General features: G+C 41.0%; 13 protein-coding genes. 1 reads left to right on the top strand and 12 read right to left on the bottom strand.

All coding sequences use genetic code 11. The annotated features are described in order from the left end of the window. Positions 1-8: 8 nt before the first annotated feature. The gene (locus PCY06_RS00855) at positions 9-1,400 is read right to left on the bottom strand and encodes a Cof-type HAD-IIB family hydrolase (protein ID WP_082307182.1); all 1,392 of its coding nucleotides are present in this window, start codon (positions 1,398-1,400) and stop codon (positions 9-11) included. A gap of 63 nt (positions 1,401-1,463) precedes the next feature. On the opposite strand from PCY06_RS00855, the gene PCY06_RS00860 reads away from it, so the two are divergent. After that, positions 1,464-2,426, top strand: coding sequence for an asparaginase (locus PCY06_RS00860; RefSeq protein ID WP_082307183.1), 963 nt, complete (start codon positions 1,464-1,466; stop codon positions 2,424-2,426). Positions 2,427-2,677: 251 nt separating this feature from the next. On the opposite strand, the gene recG is transcribed toward PCY06_RS00860, so the two are convergent. The 11 genes from recG to PCY06_RS00915 form a co-directional block, all read right to left on the bottom strand. Then, positions 2,678-4,693, bottom strand: coding sequence for an ATP-dependent DNA helicase RecG (recG, locus tag PCY06_RS00865; RefSeq protein ID WP_082307184.1), 2,016 nt, complete (start codon positions 4,691-4,693; stop codon positions 2,678-2,680). Between the two features lie 71 nt (positions 4,694-4,764). Continuing rightward, the gene (alr, locus tag PCY06_RS00870; RefSeq protein ID WP_082307185.1) at positions 4,765-5,871 is read right to left on the bottom strand and encodes an alanine racemase; all 1,107 of its coding nucleotides are present in this window, start codon (positions 5,869-5,871) and stop codon (positions 4,765-4,767) included. Beyond that, positions 5,861-6,223: a holo-ACP synthase gene (acpS, locus tag PCY06_RS00875; RefSeq protein WP_045506039.1), complete on the bottom strand. Its 363-nt coding sequence runs from the start codon at positions 6,221-6,223 to the stop codon at positions 5,861-5,863. The genes alr and acpS overlap by 11 nt, the downstream gene beginning before the upstream one ends. Before the next feature lie 115 nt (positions 6,224-6,338). Further along, entirely contained in the window at positions 6,339-7,370 is a 1,032-nt protein-coding gene (locus tag PCY06_RS00880; RefSeq protein ID WP_082307186.1) for a 3-deoxy-7-phosphoheptulonate synthase, read from the bottom strand. 22 nt (positions 7,371-7,392) lie between these two features. Further along, a complete protein-coding gene (gene secA, locus PCY06_RS00885; protein ID WP_082307187.1) occupies positions 7,393-9,909 on the bottom strand; it encodes a preprotein translocase subunit SecA in 2,517 nt (838 codons plus the stop codon). Positions 9,910-10,261: 352 nt separating this feature from the next. Continuing rightward, positions 10,262-10,945, bottom strand: coding sequence for a B3/4 domain-containing protein (locus PCY06_RS00890; protein ID WP_082307188.1), 684 nt, complete (start codon positions 10,943-10,945; stop codon positions 10,262-10,264). A 150-nt stretch (positions 10,946-11,095) separates the two neighbouring features. Further along, complete coding sequence (gene rpoE, locus PCY06_RS00895; protein ID WP_045505656.1) at positions 11,096-11,683, bottom strand: DNA-directed RNA polymerase subunit delta; 588 nt, start codon at positions 11,681-11,683, stop codon at positions 11,096-11,098. Between the two features lie 160 nt (positions 11,684-11,843). Continuing rightward, complete coding sequence (gene tig / locus PCY06_RS00900; protein ID WP_008808427.1) at positions 11,844-13,127, bottom strand: trigger factor; 1,284 nt, start codon at positions 13,125-13,127, stop codon at positions 11,844-11,846. An 88-nt stretch (positions 13,128-13,215) separates the two neighbouring features. Then, on the bottom strand, positions 13,216-13,779 hold the full coding sequence (locus tag PCY06_RS00905) for a TIGR01440 family protein (protein WP_082307189.1): 564 nt from the start codon (positions 13,777-13,779) through the stop codon (positions 13,216-13,218). A 12-nt stretch (positions 13,780-13,791) separates the two neighbouring features. Then, positions 13,792-14,274: an ECF transporter S component gene (locus PCY06_RS00910; RefSeq protein ID WP_082307190.1), complete on the bottom strand. Its 483-nt coding sequence runs from the start codon at positions 14,272-14,274 to the stop codon at positions 13,792-13,794. Next, positions 14,264-15,025 (bottom strand): bifunctional hydroxymethylpyrimidine kinase/phosphomethylpyrimidine kinase, encoded by a 762-nt coding sequence (locus tag PCY06_RS00915; protein WP_082307191.1) that lies wholly within the window; start codon positions 15,023-15,025, stop codon positions 14,264-14,266. Before PCY06_RS00915 ends, PCY06_RS00910 begins: the two co-directional genes overlap by 11 nt. Positions 15,026-15,234 lie beyond the last annotated feature (209 nt).

Genomic DNA, 15,234 nt, shown 5'->3' on the forward strand with positions numbered 1-15,234 from the left:
AGTTGATCTCAGTTTTTTTCTTTGGAAGCACAATTTTTTTCGTAGGCTTTTATCTGTCTTTCTAATTCTTCTTTAATGGCGGGTTCTGGCGCGTATTTCTCTTCCCAATCATCCGGCTTTAAAATTTTATGAGTTACTGGATCAAAATGGGCTTTACCGTCAGGGAAAATTTTACCCATATTGGCTTGATGGACAATTGTAAAAAGGCGCTCTGGGTCCACCCCCATTAAAACAAAACTTCCATAAGTAAAGTAGAGTGTATCAATCAAGGCATCTACTTGACCAACTAAAGAAATCTCTGCTGGATTCTTCCCCTTAACCTTAGTAGCTGCCTTGTCTAGAGCATCGTGCAAGTGGGCAACTGCCTCGTCAAACTCTTCTTCTGAACTACTTGAAGCACGCAAAAATTCCACTAATTCTTCAAGTTTAAAGGCTGCCCGATGGCGAGCTCCTTCAGGCGTCCATGCGATCGGTTCTTCCTGAGTCTTCTTATCCATGACTCCATGAAATTCTTTAACCTTATTAAAATGATGGTCACTACTAGTAAAGACTTTCTCACTTGCTAAAATACCAAAATGCTCCAAGGCTTTATGAATCCCGTCTTGACTATTGCTGGTCGTTGTATGCTTGGCAACTTCTTTAACCTTACTGGTTCCATTTCCCATTGCAATTGACATTCCTACTCCCGACAGCATTTCAAGATCATTGTCTGAATCTCCGAAAGCCATCACTTGGTTAATATCAAAGCCATATTCTTTTCCTACACGCGCAATACCCTGCAACTTTGAGGTATCCCCATTGATGATGTCTGCCGCATAAGGACTAGAACGAGTAAACTTCAAATCTGGGAAATATTCCTCCATAGCCTGAGTTTCTTCAGGTGTAGCCAACATCACCACTTGATAAATGGGCTCTCGCGAAATATCTAACAGATCGTCTTTCTGTTGTGGAAGAGCTTTACTAACAACCCTGTTAAAGCCATGACTAATATAACGTGCAAAACCTTTAGGCACAAAGCGGCTACTCCACTGAGAGAATTTGCTCATGCCAAAGCGCATAATATGACTGCCAACCATATCTGTTTCTGTTCCAAGAGCAATTTCCTTTTTATGCTTTTTGGCATAATCAATGATTTCTCGAAGACTAGACTTATCAATAGGGGTCGCAGAAATAACCTTTTCCTTTGAAAATATATACTGGCCATTATAGGTAACTGCAAAATCCAAATCCAAATCTTTCATGAAAGATTGAACGAAAAAGGGACCTCTTCCTGTGGCCAAACCGACAAAAATACCTTGTTCTTTCAGACTCTGAATAGCCTGCTCTGTTGATTTGAGGACAGTTCGGCTGTCATTGACCAGGGTACCATCAATATCAAAAAAAACAGCTTTTACTTCCATACTTCTTATTCTTTCCTTTTATGATAAAATAAATTATAACACAATTTGGAAAGAAGCTCATCTATGAACAAAAAAATATTGGTATTGCATACTGGTGGCACCATTTCTATGCAAGCTGATGGAACTGGTAAAGTCGTAACAAACGACGAAAATCCTATGAATCATGTTACTGTCCCCTTGGAAGGCATCCAAGTTACAGCTCTCGATTTTTTCAATATCCCTAGCCCCCATATGACACCAGAACATATGCTTCGACTCTATAAAAAAATCAAAACCTCTTCTAAGGATTTTGATGGAGTCGTCATTACCCACGGGACCGATACCCTTGAAGAAACAGCATATTTCCTAGACACTATGGAAATCCCTGACATCCCAGTCGTCCTCACAGGTGCCATGCGTAGTTCAAATGAGCTAGGTAGCGACGGAGTCTATAATTATCTTTCAGCTTTACGTGTAGCTGCTGACCAGAAAGCTCACGGTAAGGGCGTCTTAGTCGTTATGAATGATGAAGTTCACGCTGCCAAATACGTTACCAAGACTCATACCACAAATGTCAGCACCTTCCAAACTCCAACCCACGGCCCCCTTGGACTTATCATGAAACAAGAGGTTCTATATTTTAAAACAGCTGAGCCACGTGTTCGTTTTGACTTAGACAAGATCACCGGCTGTGTCCCTATTATCCCTGCCTACGCTGGCATGAAGACTGAATTACTAGATATGCTTGATTATAGTCAGCTAGATGGTTTGATTATTGAGGCTTTTGGAGCAGGTAACCTCCCTCAGGAAGTCGCTGAAAAATTAACCTTTTTCATTAAGCAAGGAATCCCTGTTGCCTTGGTTTCTCGCTGCTTTAACGGTATTGCTGAACCTGTCTATGCCTATCCTGGTGGTGGTGTACAGCTTCACGAATCCGGTGTCTATTTCATCAAAGAACTAAATGCACCTAAGGCCCGTCTTAAACTCCTCATTGCTCTCAATGCAGGACTTTCAGGCCAAGAACTAAAAGAGTATCTAGAAGGATAAACAAAAACCAGCCGAGATTAAATCTCGACTGGTTTACTATTTTTCATCAGGATTATGAAAGGAGGGGTAATGAAAAATAGATGTTCTACCTACTTACTACCGTATGTAGAAAAAATCTTTTCCGAATCCTTGAAAACTTTTTTATAATCTACGTGAATATTTACTGTCATGATCAATACCTCTTTTCTTTTGATTGACTTTATTATAGGCAGTAAAACTTAAGACATTCTTATAAAAAACTTTCAAGAAGCTTAATCCAAATAATCTTGTTTATCTAAATGAAGAGCCACTAGATGCCAGTTAGGATCCCTCCTCCATTCTTTATTCTGCACAATTTGGCTAGCTACCTTTCTCGCTTCTTCCAAGATAGGGTAGTCCTCTACGATATCAGCCACTTGAAATTCAGGAATACCGGACTGACGGGTTCCAAAAATCTCTCCTGAACCACGCATTTTTAAATCTTCTTCAGCAAGTACAAAGCCATCTGTCGTTTCCGTCATGATTTTCATACGTTTCTTACCGGATTCTGTTTTTGGATTTGCGACAAGAACGGCATAGGATTGCTTATCACCACGCCCCACACGCCCGCGCAACTGATGCAGCTGACTGAGCCCAAAACGATCAGCATCCATGATAACCATAATCGTTGCATTGGGCACATTAACACCCACTTCAATGACAGTTGTAGACACTAAAATATCTACCTCTTTATTCTTGAAGGCCTGCATAATAGCCTCTTTTTCGTCACTCTTCATCTTACCATGAAGGAGAGAAACTCGGGCATCTCCCCCAAAGTAAGCTTGCAATTCTTCCTCTAAGTCAATAGCATTTTTTAGATCCAGAGCTTCTGATTCCTCAATCAAAGGAGAAATAAAGTAAACCTGAGCACCCTTTACTAATTCTTTTTTTATCCAATCAAGCACGACCTCGAGTTGCTCATGCTTGACCCAACGGGTAATAATGGGCTTTCGTCCCGCTGGCATTTGATCAATAATGGACACATCCATATCCCCAAAAGCCGTAATGGCCAAAGTTCTGGGAATGGGGGTAGCAGTCATCATGAGAACATCCGGATTATCTCCTTTTTCCCGCAAAATTCTACGTTGAGCAACCCCAAAGCGATGCTGTTCATCTACGATAACCAGTCCTAGGCGATGGTATTGAACTCCATCTTGGATCAAAGCATGGGTCCCAATTACCATATCAACCTGACCAAGCTCTATAGCCAGCAAAGTCTCTTTACGCTCAGCTGTTTTCATACTTCCAGTTAATAAAGCTAGTTTTAAATCAGGAAAGAGCTGACTGAGGCTTTCAAAATGCTGCTCTGCCAAAATTTCAGTAGGCACCATCAAAGCCGATTGGTAGCCAGCTGTATAGACAGCATACATGGCCAAACCAGCCACTACTGTCTTCCCACTTCCAACATCTCCCTGTAAGAGTCGGTTCATGTGAGCAGGCGACTTCAAATCAGACAAAATTTCAGCCAAAGCCCTCTCCTGAGCTCCTGTCAGAGGAAAAGGTAGCTGACTTTTTTTCTCTTGTAGCTGCTCTTCCTGCCAAGCAAGGGCCAGACCATTGCTGACATCCTTTGTTTCCATTTTAAGCACCTGAAGTTGCATTTGGAAATAGAACAATTCTTCGAATTTGACACGACGTAGCGCCTGTTTGTATTCTGCCAAATCTTTTGGAAAATGCATGGCCCTCACTGCTTCTGCTCGAGATAGCAATTGGTAGCGTTCCAACAAGACCTGGGGTAAATTTTCTTCAATCAGTAAATCCAAGCCTTGGTCAAAAGCTGTTTTAATTAATTTAATCAGACTTGTCTGGCTAATCCCTTGAGCCACCCTATAAACTGGCTGCAAGTCGTCTTCGACCTGAGCCAAGAGCTTCATCCCAGTCAAGCTAGCTTTAGCCTTATCCCACTTTCCAAAAACAGCAATATTTGCCCCCACTTCAACCTTATCCGCCAAATAAGGCTGGTTAAAGAAATTGACAGCTAGGATGACTTCCCCTTGCTTGATTGAAAAACGGAGACGGTTGCGTTTAAACCCGTAATACTGAACATTTGCTGGTGTCGCAACTATACCAGAAATGACGGCCTTTTCTCCATCCTCTAGATCAAGCACCTGCTTGCTTTGAAAATCTTCATAGCGAAAAGGAAAATACAGTAGTAAATCCTGTAAGGTCTCAATACCAAGCTTTGCAAACTTTTCTGCTGATTTCGGTCCTACTCCCGGCAGAACCGATAAGGGTTGGTGTAAATTCATAGTTCCTCTTTCAGTTCTAGCATCAAATGGCTTTCTCTAACTACATATTTCATCAAGGAGGCTTAAACTAATTAATTCTTGTAAATTCTTGGTACCCGATCACTAATCAAACAAACCACTTCATAGTTAATCGTTCCTCGTTTCTCAGCAACGTCAGTCGCCGAGATACTTTCTGTTCCGCTCTTACCAATGAAAACAACTGGTGTGCCCAGAGGATATTTCTTCGGCAAGCGAACTGTAATCTGGTCCATGGATACTCGACCAACTATTGGACAACGTTGACCATCAATGAGAACGTCAAAACCTTGCATATCCCTAGTCCAGCCATCTGCATAACCCAGTGGAATTGTTCCAATAAATTGTCCTTCATCCGCTGTGTAGGTTGCTCCGTAACCAACATCAGCCCCTGCTTCTACTTCTTTGACATGAACCAATTCTGAAACCAAAGAAAGAGCTGGTTTTATCTCATAAGGCAGTTCAAGGGCACTTCCACTAGGATTGAGACCATAAATAATATCTCCCAAACGAACAGCATTCATAACAGTGTCCGCATGCCAAAGAGAAGTAGCTGAATTGCTAGCATGAATAATCGGTGGAAGATCATCTAAGTCCGCTAAGATTCCCTTAAAACAAACTAATTGCTCTTCAAACTTACTAGCATCTGCCTCGTCAGCTGTTGCAAAGTGAGTAAAGATTCCTTCTACCTGAACACCAGCTGACTGGAGACGATTGATAGCTATCTGAAGTGACTGGATATCTCTAAAGCCAATCCGGCCCATACCAGAATCCACTTTCAGGTGAACAACTAAACCTTGCAAAGACAAGCCTGAAGCCTCCAACAAATCTAGCCATTCTAAGCTAGCCACTGTCAATGTAATCTTGTGTTCAACCGCCAGAGGGACTACCTCTATGGCTGAGACACCTAAAATTAAGATTTTTTTATCCAGGCCGCCTTCTCTTAATTCCAAAGCTTCGTCAATATTTGAGACACAAAATCCGTCTACAATATCATCAATATAACTTGAAACAACTACTGCACCATGGCCGTAGGCATTAGCTTTAACGACAGCCCATTTTTCAACATCTTGAGGCAAATGAGCTTTTAATTGCTCAATATTAAAGTGAATTGCTGACAGATCAACAAGTGCTTGACTTGGCCTATGTATACTAGTTTTCATCTCTTTCCTCCAAAATAACGCTAGCCATCACTAGGGTACCTGCATGGCTAATAGATACCCAAACCTTCCCAGAAAAAGGGGTCTTCGTAAATACTGGAGCACCTCTTTCATCATTCAAGACTTCTAAATCTTGAAAACTAAGCTTGCCAATTCCTGTCCCCCATGCTTTGGAAAAAGCCTCTTTAGCTGACCAGCGACCGGCCAAATATTCTATCTTTCGCTTGCCAGAAAGTTCTTCAAAACGAAGCCATTCCTTCTCTGTCAAGACTTTTTTTGCGAAGCGAGCATTTTTTTCATAGGCCCGCTGAATAGAAGATAGCTCCTCTATATCAATTCCATGTCCTATAATCATCTTTGTTCTCAGAATGAGACAAAACTCAGCTGGAAATCCAACTGAGCTTGCTGCATTCCGACCAATTGGCGACATTTTCTTTTGCCAAACGGTCCCTTTCATTTCAATAATAGAGTTATTTTTCTAAATGGCTATAAATTTCTCGAATCAACTGTTCAGTCTTGTCCCATCCCAAGCAAGGATCTGTAATGGATTTTCCAAAGACCTCTGGCTGATCTTGTCGGCCATCTTCCAAATATGATTCAATCATAAAGCCACGAACACTCTGCTTGATCTTTTCATTCCAGTCTCGATTTAAAAGAGTCTCGCGAACAATCCGCACTTGCTCTAAATATTGCTTGCCTGAATTGTCATGGTTCGTATCAACCATGATGAAAGGATTGGACAAACCTAACTTTTCATAAGTAGCAATCGCTTCAAGAAGATGTTCATAATGATAATTCGGCTCATTCTTACCATTGGCATGAATTGCGCCACGAAGAATGGCATGGGCCAGAGGATTACCTGATGTCTCCACTTCCTGAGAACGATATAGGAAGGTCTGTTTATTTTGTGCAGCATAGATGGCATTAAACATCACAGCTAAATTACCTGAAGTCGGATTTTTCATTCCCGCAGGAGTAGACAAACCTGAAGCAACAAAACGGTGTTGTTGATCTTCAACCGAACGTGCTCCTACAGCCATATAGGAAACCAAATCGTCTACTAGAGATACATTTTCAGGATAGAGCATTTCATCAGCCGTAGTCAGGCCTGTCTCAGTAATGACACGGTAGTGCAAATGGCGAACTGCCTTAATACCAGCTATTAAATCTGGAGCTCCTGCTGCATCAGGCTGATGAATCAAACCTTTATAACCATCACCATTTGTACGGGGTTTGGCTGTATAGACCCGCATAACAATGAAAACATGTTTTTTTACTTCTTCCTGAAGGGCAGCCAGACGTTCAGCATATTCTATGACTGCTTCTTCATTATCAGAGGAGCAAGGACCTATGACCAATAAAATCCGCTTGTCTTCTCCTCTGAGAATAGCAGCCAACTCTTGGTCGCGAACTTGCTTCGTTGCCAAAGCTTTTTCATCAAGCTGAGACAAGGTACGAACCTGCTCTACGTCAACAATAGGACCTCTTGTTGTAAATGTCATTCCAACTCCCCCTCAATCTTTTTTAACGACGGCCGTGGCAATTTTTAAACTTCTTACCTGAGCCACATGGGCATAGTTCATTCCGGCCAACCTTTGCCAAATCAACATCTGCTGGCAGGTCTGATTCTTGCGCTGAGATATTTCGTGTTGCTGTTGTTACAATGTTATGCTCCGTACGAGGACGCTCTTGCTCGTGAATTTGTGCTTTCATCATGAGACGAGTCACATCAAACTCGATTGAACCAATCATATCGTTAAACATTCTGAAACTTTCAGATTGGTATTCAACAACAGGATTATTTTGAGCATAACCTCGAAGACCTACAGCATTACGAAGCTGATCCAATGCATCAATGTGATCTGTCCACTTGTTGTCTACAACACGTAGAATCAATACTTTTTGGAATTCTCGAACAGCTTCTTCATCACGAAGTTTAGCAATTTGACTATTGTAGACTTCTAAAGCACGTTCATATAAGTTAGCCTTGATTTCCTCATCAGATAAACCTTGAAGATCGTTCAATGAAATCGACTCTTCCGGAACCAAGTTATACTTAGCAAAGTACAAAATTGAATCCAATTTTTCTTCTTGAGGAGCTCTGCTATTTCCATCAACAAAACGATCAATAGTTCGTTTGATCATAGCGTGAATCTCTGGAGCCAAATCCCGATTAGCTGTGATAACATCATGACGTTCAGCGTAGATGATTTCACGCTGTTCACGCATCACATCGTCATACTGAAGGACTTGCTTACGAGTATCATAGTTATTTCCTTCAACCCGTTTTTGAGCCGCTTCAACTTGGCGCGTAAACATCTTAGACTTAATAACAGACTCTTCTTCGCTCAGTTTGAAACGATCCAAGACAGCTTTGATTCTCTCAGAACCAAAACGACGCATCAGCTCATCTTCAAGAGATAGATAGAATTGAGATTCACCTGGATCTCCCTGACGACCAGAACGTCCACGTAACTGATTATCAATACGACGGCTTTCATGGCGTTCTGTACCAATCACACAGAGTCCGCCTAATTCACGAACACCTTCTCCCAGCTTAATATCGGTACCACGACCAGCCATATTGGTTGCAATTGTAACTGCACCGCGTTGGCCAGCATTCATAATGATTTGTGCTTCACGATAGTGGTTCTTAGCATTCAATACCTCGTGAGGAATTCCTGCTGCAACCAGCTTTTTAGAAAGATAGTCACTGGTTTCAACTGCAACCGTACCGACCAGAACAGGTTGTCCTTTAAGATGGCGTTCTTTCACGTCTTCTACAACTGCCTTAAATTTAGATTCTAAACTAGGGTACAGCAAATCCTCATGGTCAATACGAGCAATTGGACGGTTAGTTGGAATTGGAATAACACGGATATTATAAGTTTCGCGGAATTCTTCTTCCTCAGTCTTAGCTGTACCAGTCATTCCAGACAGTTTTTTATACATACGGAAAAGGTTTTGATAGGTAATAGAAGCAGATGTCTTGGTTTCATCTTGAACCGGAACACCTTCCTTAGCTTCAATGGCCTGATGAAGTCCGTCAGAATAGCGACGTCCTTCCATGGTACGACCGGTGAATTGGTCAACGATTAGAATTTCTTGTTCTTCGCTAACCACATAGTCGATGTCCAAAATCATGATATAGTTAGCACGCAAGGCATTATCAATGAAGTGAGTCAGTGCCACATTTTCAATATCATATAGATTATCTAATTTGAAATAGCTTTCAGCTTTGTCAATTCCAGAGTCAGACAGGCCGATTGTTTTTGATGGCACGTCGATGATATAATCATCCTTGTTAAGACTCTTAACGAAGCTATCCGCCATGTGGTAAAGCTGATTAGTTTCAGATGAAACTGGTCCAGAAACAATCAGAGGGGTTCTAGCTTCATCGATCAGAATGGAATCCACCTCATCAACTAAGGCATAGTTAAGTGGACGCTGAACCATGTTTTCAGCACGAACCACCATGTTATCACGAAGGTAGTCAAAGCCAATTTCTGAGTTCGTTGAGTAGGTGATGTCACAAGCATAGGCCTCTCTCTTCTCAGCTGGAGATTTAGCAGCCAAGTTAATACCAACTGAAAGCCCTAACCAAGAGTACAGTTCACCCATTTCTGTCGCATCACGCTCTGTCAGGTATTCATTGACCGTTACAACGTGAACTCCTTCTCCTGCCAAGGCATTCAAGTAAACAGGCATGGTCGCAGTAAGAGTTTTACCTTCACCTGTACGCATCTCTGGTACGTCACCATGATGGAGAACAATTCCCCCCATAATCTGTACTGGATAAGGATAGAGACCAAGAACACGCTTCGCGCCCTCACGAACAACTGCGAAGGCTTCATAGAGCAAGTCATCTAAACTTTCGCCATTCTGATAACGTTGTTTAAATTCATCTGTTTTAGCCTTTAGCTCCTCATCGGATAAGGCAGCCATCTGGTCACTATAAGCAATGACCTTATTTGCCATTTTCTCTAATTTTCTTAATTCACCTTTATCGTTTTCGATAATTGTTCTTAAAATATTTGCCATTTTTATCCTTACTTTATAATCTTTCTGATTTTAGAATGTTCTTTTCATTATAGCATTTTCTCCTATAACTTTCAAGAAACTTAAGCATTTTTATACCAAAACAAAGCCTTCTCTTTGATTCATTCCCACAATTTAACTCTACTTTTATTTCACGTACCAAAGTAAGCATTGAAGATAAATAATGATAAGTTTTTCCGGTCAGTTATAGCATTTTTTCCTTCCACACCCTCTATCGAATCAACTGTCCTTTTTGTTAGAAAAAAGCCTCTTTCAACCAAGAGGCTTTTTATACGAAATATAGGAGAGCAATGTTTCAAACTGAAACCGATAATGTCTATTCCCCGCTACTAAATCAATCTTCAGCTTGCTTGATAACCAATGCTTCAAACTTCATATCTGGCATGCATTCTTTTAAGTCAGACTGGATTCGCTTCAAGGCTTCCAAACGCATCTCAACGGAAGTATTCGCATTCCCTTGAATGATAAAAATTGCATCTTTGGTATCATCATCAAACTTATAGAGGTCACTATCTCGAATATCTAACCAAGCTAAAATCCCTTTGTCGTCGCGATAGACATAGTCTGTTTTAGCTACGTGTTTCTCCTTAGACAAAATTGGCAGAAAACTGTCTTCTCTTTGACTGACAGTGAACTCAATCTTTTCTCCAATTTTATTATAATCATGTCCGCCAATAGCTAACAGGGATTGCAAGGCTTCTACATTATAAATATCGATAATCGTATTGATAGCAGGAAGAGACCCGCGATGGCGGATATTTTTTATCAGAGCTGGAACGGTTGGAGGATTTTTCTTGACACTGCGACCTACACGTTGCAAGATATCTTCATAGCCTTGAATAATCGGTGATTGGAGAACCTGATCCAGGTCACAGTTTAGAGCCCACTCTTCTCTTTCTTTTTTCTTTTTTAGAAAGGTTGGAGATAATTCTGCATGCGGATTGACATTTTTAGCAATACCAATGACTACACTTTCAATTCCTAAGTCACATAGGCTTCGATCCAGGATAAATTTCATCGCAGCACCCTCCCTGTCGCTATTTTCTATCTATTCCCCATCATTATACGACTTTCTTAAGTCTGTTTCAAGGCTAAAAAAAATCCCTCTGACTAGTATTTACAATTCTGACAAAAAAGACTGGAGCTTTTTTGCCCCCAGTCTCTCTTTTTATTCTTCTTCACCCTCTGCATCATCGTCAGAAAATTCATCATCTTCTTCATTGATGTCAACATCTTCGTCTAGATCATCCGGAGCAATCTCATTGATTTCAGCATCATAAGCGTCTGCTTCATTCTTCTCATCGTCTGGATTTTCATCGTCATAGTTGAGCGCAGGATCTGCTTCGTATGAATCCTCATCTTCTGGATCATCATCGCTGTAGTCGATGGCATCCTCATCACCATCCATAAAGGCATTAACGCGTTTTTTCTTCCGTGATTTCGGACTATCTTCTTCATCAGTCTCTTCAAGCGCGATAATTTCCTCGTCCACTTCATCAATTGCATACCAAGAACGAAGGCCCCATTTGTTGTCACCAAGCGGAATAAAGCTTCCGTCAACATTTAGCTCAGTATAGAACAATGGTAGAGCTTCTCGGATTTCGCTGTTTGATTTTTCTAAATAAGTTTGGATTTCATTGACAAGGTCATTAAAATACATCTCATGGTCACGACCACGCAATTCTAAAATCGCACGCGCTACCTCAATCATAGAAAGTTCACTTTTTTCTTGTCCAGCAAATACTTCTAATTCCAAAGTTGGTCTCCTTTTAAGCTGATAAAGGACATTCGCCCTCTTGTATTTTTTCGCTACTTTCTATTGTACGATATTTTTGAATTTTCGTCAAAAGAATTTTGCTCTTTTTCCCTTTTAGAAAAACGAAAAGTCACTAGTCAAACTAGGACTTTTCAAATCATTATTTTACTTTAGCAGTGCTTGTGATGACTTCAACAGCTTTCTTGATAGTGATATCATGTTTTAACATATCTTCTGAAAGAAGTTGACGAACACGATCTGCTTCCATATTGTAGTCGTTTGCGAGTGAAGAAATTTCTGCTTCGATTTCTTCAGCGCTTGCTTCAAATCCTTCTGCTTTTGCAATAGCTTCAATCACTAAGTTTGTCTTAGTACGAGCTTCTGCATCAGCTTCGTGCTGTTTGTGAAGGTCTTCTTGAGTAGTACCAGTGATTTGGAAGTACATGTCAGGCGAGATTCCTTGGCGTTGCATGTTGCCGAGGAATTCGTTTACTGAACGATGAACTTCTTCATGAACCATTTCTTCTGGTAAGTCTACGATTTCTGCATTTTCAACCGCAAGATCGATTGCTGCTGACTCAACTGCATCTTTGTATGCAGCTTCTTTTCCTTCAGCTAATTCTTTACGGTACTTTTCTTTCAATTCATCAAGAGTTTCTACTTCTTCATCAATATCTTTTGCAAGTTCATCGTCAAGAGCTGGAACTTCTTTTTCTTTTACTTCATGGATTGTAGTTACAAACTTAGCTTCTTTACCTGCAAGATCAGCTGCTTGGTAGTCTTCAGGGAAAGTTACAACCACATCAACTGTTTCGCCAGCTTTGTGACCAACCAATTGATCTTCAAATCCTGGAATAAATTGACCGCTACCAAGTCCAAGAGAGAAATTATCTCCTTTTCCGCCGTCAAATTCAACACCGTCAACTGAACCAACAAAATCAATGACCACTGTATCACCTTCAGCTGCTGGACCTTCTTTTAGGACCAATTCAGCCAAGTTGTTGCGTTCGCGTTCGATACGTGCATCAACGTCTTCGTCTGTTACTTCTTTTGAAACTTCTACAGATACTTCAAGGTCTTTGTAAGCACCTAATTTTACTTCTGGTTTTGTAACAACTTCAGCAGAAATAGTCCAATCTTGACCTTTTTCCATTGAAACGACATCGATTTTTGGTTGTGCTACAACTTCAATACCAGCTTCTTTCACAGCAGCTTCATAAGCATTTGGAAGTAAGTTGTTTAAAGCATCTTGGTAAAGCGCTTCTTCACCAAATTTTTGGTTGAAAACAGGACGTGGAAGATGACCTTTACGGAAACCTGGTACATTGATTGTTTTCTTTACTGAGTTAAACACACGGTCCAATTCTGGTTTGATTTGTTCTTGACTAATAGTGAAAGTCAAAACTCCACGATTTGTTTCTTTTTTTTCAAATGATACAGACATTCTGTCATTTCTCCTTAAAATTTATTGAATACACTCCATTATAGCATATTTAAAAAATTTTTCAAAATTATATAATATTTTTTTACTATTAGTCTTTTCTTATTTTATCTTCGCTATAAGCTGCTCTTGAACCGCCAATCAGCTTAGGACGGCTAGCTAAAGCTGTAACATGGGCAGCACCCACTGATTTTAGCTTTGGTCTGATAGGAATCTGAACATGCTTGACATGCATACCAATAGCAGTATCTCCAATATCTATACCAGCCTGAGCTACTATAAATTCCACCTCAACAGGATCCTTCATGTACTGGAAAGCTGCCAATTGGCCACTTCCCCCTGCATGAAGAGTGGGGAGAACGTTAACAATTTCTAAACCTTTCTTTTTTGCCAAGCTTCTTTCAACCACTAAAGCCCGATTGAGATGCTCACATCCCTGAACTGCTAGAAAGATCCTCTTCTCTTCCAAGATATCTAGGATTGTTTTGACAATGACCTGCCCTACTTCTAGACTGGAATTTCGGCCGATATGACCTCCCATAACCTCACTAGAGGATAGACCCAGAACAAAAACATCACCCTCATCCAAGGACGCTTTATCTAGAACATCTTGAAGAATCTGACGCGTTTCTGCTCCAATCTTATCTAAGTCCATGTCTCACCTCACTTATTTCACTGTAACCATCTTTTTCAAACTAGCTGGAAAAGCTTTGTAAAGGACGTAACCGACTACCAAACCAAAAGCATTCTGCATAAAATTACCCAACATCCCAGCTAGACCTGCTCCAACACCATTCATGATACTGTCAAAGAGGGCGTAGCCACCAACCATAGAAACTGCGGCCAAAACTAGACCAAGATAGCGACTCTTACCTTCCAGACCAGCAAAGAACCCCTGCAGTCCGTGGCAAATCAAACTAAAGAACATCCACTGAGGATAGCCGGCAATCAGGTCAATCATAAAGCCTGAAAGCCCTCCGACAATAGCCGCTTCCTTGCGGCCAAAGTAGAAAGCTGTAAAATAAATCCCTGCATCCAACAAGGTCAAAAAGCCGGTAGGCGTAGGGATTTTCAAAAAATTCCCCAAAACGACAGACAGAGCTGTGATGAAAGCTAAGATAACTAATTTTTTAACTTGATTATTTCTCATATTGAACCACCCCATATTGATCTGAGCGCTGAATCGCTCCGTAAACAAAATCCTTAGAAAATTGAACCGCGGCAAAAGGAGACTTGCCTAGAAGCAACTGACTGGCAATGCTGGAAGCAAATGTGCAGCCTGCTCCGGTATTGTTGCTAGCTAGCACTGGCGATTCCAATACTTTGAAATCTTGGCCGTCATAATAAACATCCACCGCCCGCTCCTTGCTCAAGCGATTGCCACCCTTTATCACCACATGCTTGGCTCCTAAATCATAAAGCTCCTTCGCTGCTACCTGCATGTCCTCCAGAGTTTTGATTTCTTTTTGGGTCAATAGCTGAGCTTCTGCCAAATTAGGCGTGATGATGCTGACATAAGGGAAGAACCTGATGAGTTCTTCTCTCAATGCACTAACTTCCAGATCATGATTTTCCTTGCAGACCAGGACAGGGTCTAACACTACTGGTATGTCCGCATGCTGCTTGACAAATTCCAATGCCTGCTCTGCTATTGCTAGATTGGGTAAAAGCCCTATTTTAATAGCAGAAAAAGGAACATCTTTGAGGCTGGATAGTTGCTGAGTAAAAACCTCCTCTTCAACCGGAAGGACCTCAAATCCTTGGTTGGTCATCGCAGTCAGGCAGGTCACAGCTACAAAACCATGCAAACCATTGACTGTATAGGTAGCTAAATCAGCATGTAGTCCGCCACCGCTAAATATATCATTACCCGATAGGGCTAAAATGAGTTTATCCTTCATAACGAATCTCCTTTAGATAATACCGTTTGAACCTGCTATTGCCCTTCTGCCAGATGGCGGTCTTCTCTTCTGAAATCTACTATTTTTTACGTAAATCCAGCGAAACAATAGCTTTATAAGGTGCTATGTGTTTATTTTAGCAGGAAAAAAATACCCCAGCAAGGACTAAAAACAGGAACTGTCTGGGGACAGATTTTTGAAAATAGAGT

This window comes from Streptococcus sp. SG1, from assembly GCF_030439935.1.
Classification (GTDB): Bacteria; Bacillota; Bacilli; order Lactobacillales; family Streptococcaceae; genus Streptococcus; species Streptococcus gordonii.

What these genes read in the sequence shown, in the direction of transcription:
- PCY06_RS00855 (WP_082307182.1), bottom strand. Translation starts at nt 1,400, where the DNA reads ATGGAAGTAAAAGCTGTTTTTTTTGATATTGATGGTACCCTGGTCAAT.
- PCY06_RS00910 (WP_082307190.1), bottom strand. Translation starts at nt 14,274, where the DNA reads ATGAGAAATAATCAAGTTAAAAAATTAGTTATCTTAGCTTTCATCACA.
- tig (WP_008808427.1), bottom strand. Translation starts at nt 13,127, where the DNA reads ATGTCTGTATCATTTGAAAAAAAAGAAACAAATCGTGGAGTTTTGACT.
- PCY06_RS00915 (WP_082307191.1), bottom strand. Translation starts at nt 15,025, where the DNA reads ATGAAGGATAAACTCATTTTAGCCCTATCGGGTAATGATATATTTAGC.
- PCY06_RS00890 (WP_082307188.1), bottom strand. Translation starts at nt 10,945, where the DNA reads ATGAAATTTATCCTGGATCGAAGCCTATGTGACTTAGGAATTGAAAGT.
- PCY06_RS00860 (WP_082307183.1), top strand. Translation starts at nt 1,464, where the DNA reads ATGAACAAAAAAATATTGGTATTGCATACTGGTGGCACCATTTCTATG.
- PCY06_RS00905 (WP_082307189.1), bottom strand. Translation starts at nt 13,779, where the DNA reads ATGGACTTAGATAAGATTGGAGCAGAAACGCGTCAGATTCTTCAAGAT.
- recG (WP_082307184.1), bottom strand. Translation starts at nt 4,693, where the DNA reads ATGAATTTACACCAACCCTTATCGGTTCTGCCGGGAGTAGGACCGAAA.
- secA (WP_082307187.1), bottom strand. Translation starts at nt 9,909, where the DNA reads ATGGCAAATATTTTAAGAACAATTATCGAAAACGATAAAGGTGAATTA.
- acpS (WP_045506039.1), bottom strand. Translation starts at nt 6,223, where the DNA reads ATGATTATAGGACATGGAATTGATATAGAGGAGCTATCTTCTATTCAG.
- alr (WP_082307185.1), bottom strand. Translation starts at nt 5,871, where the DNA reads ATGAAAACTAGTATACATAGGCCAAGTCAAGCACTTGTTGATCTGTCA.
- PCY06_RS00880 (WP_082307186.1), bottom strand. Translation starts at nt 7,370, where the DNA reads ATGACATTTACAACAAGAGGTCCTATTGTTGACGTAGAGCAGGTTCGT.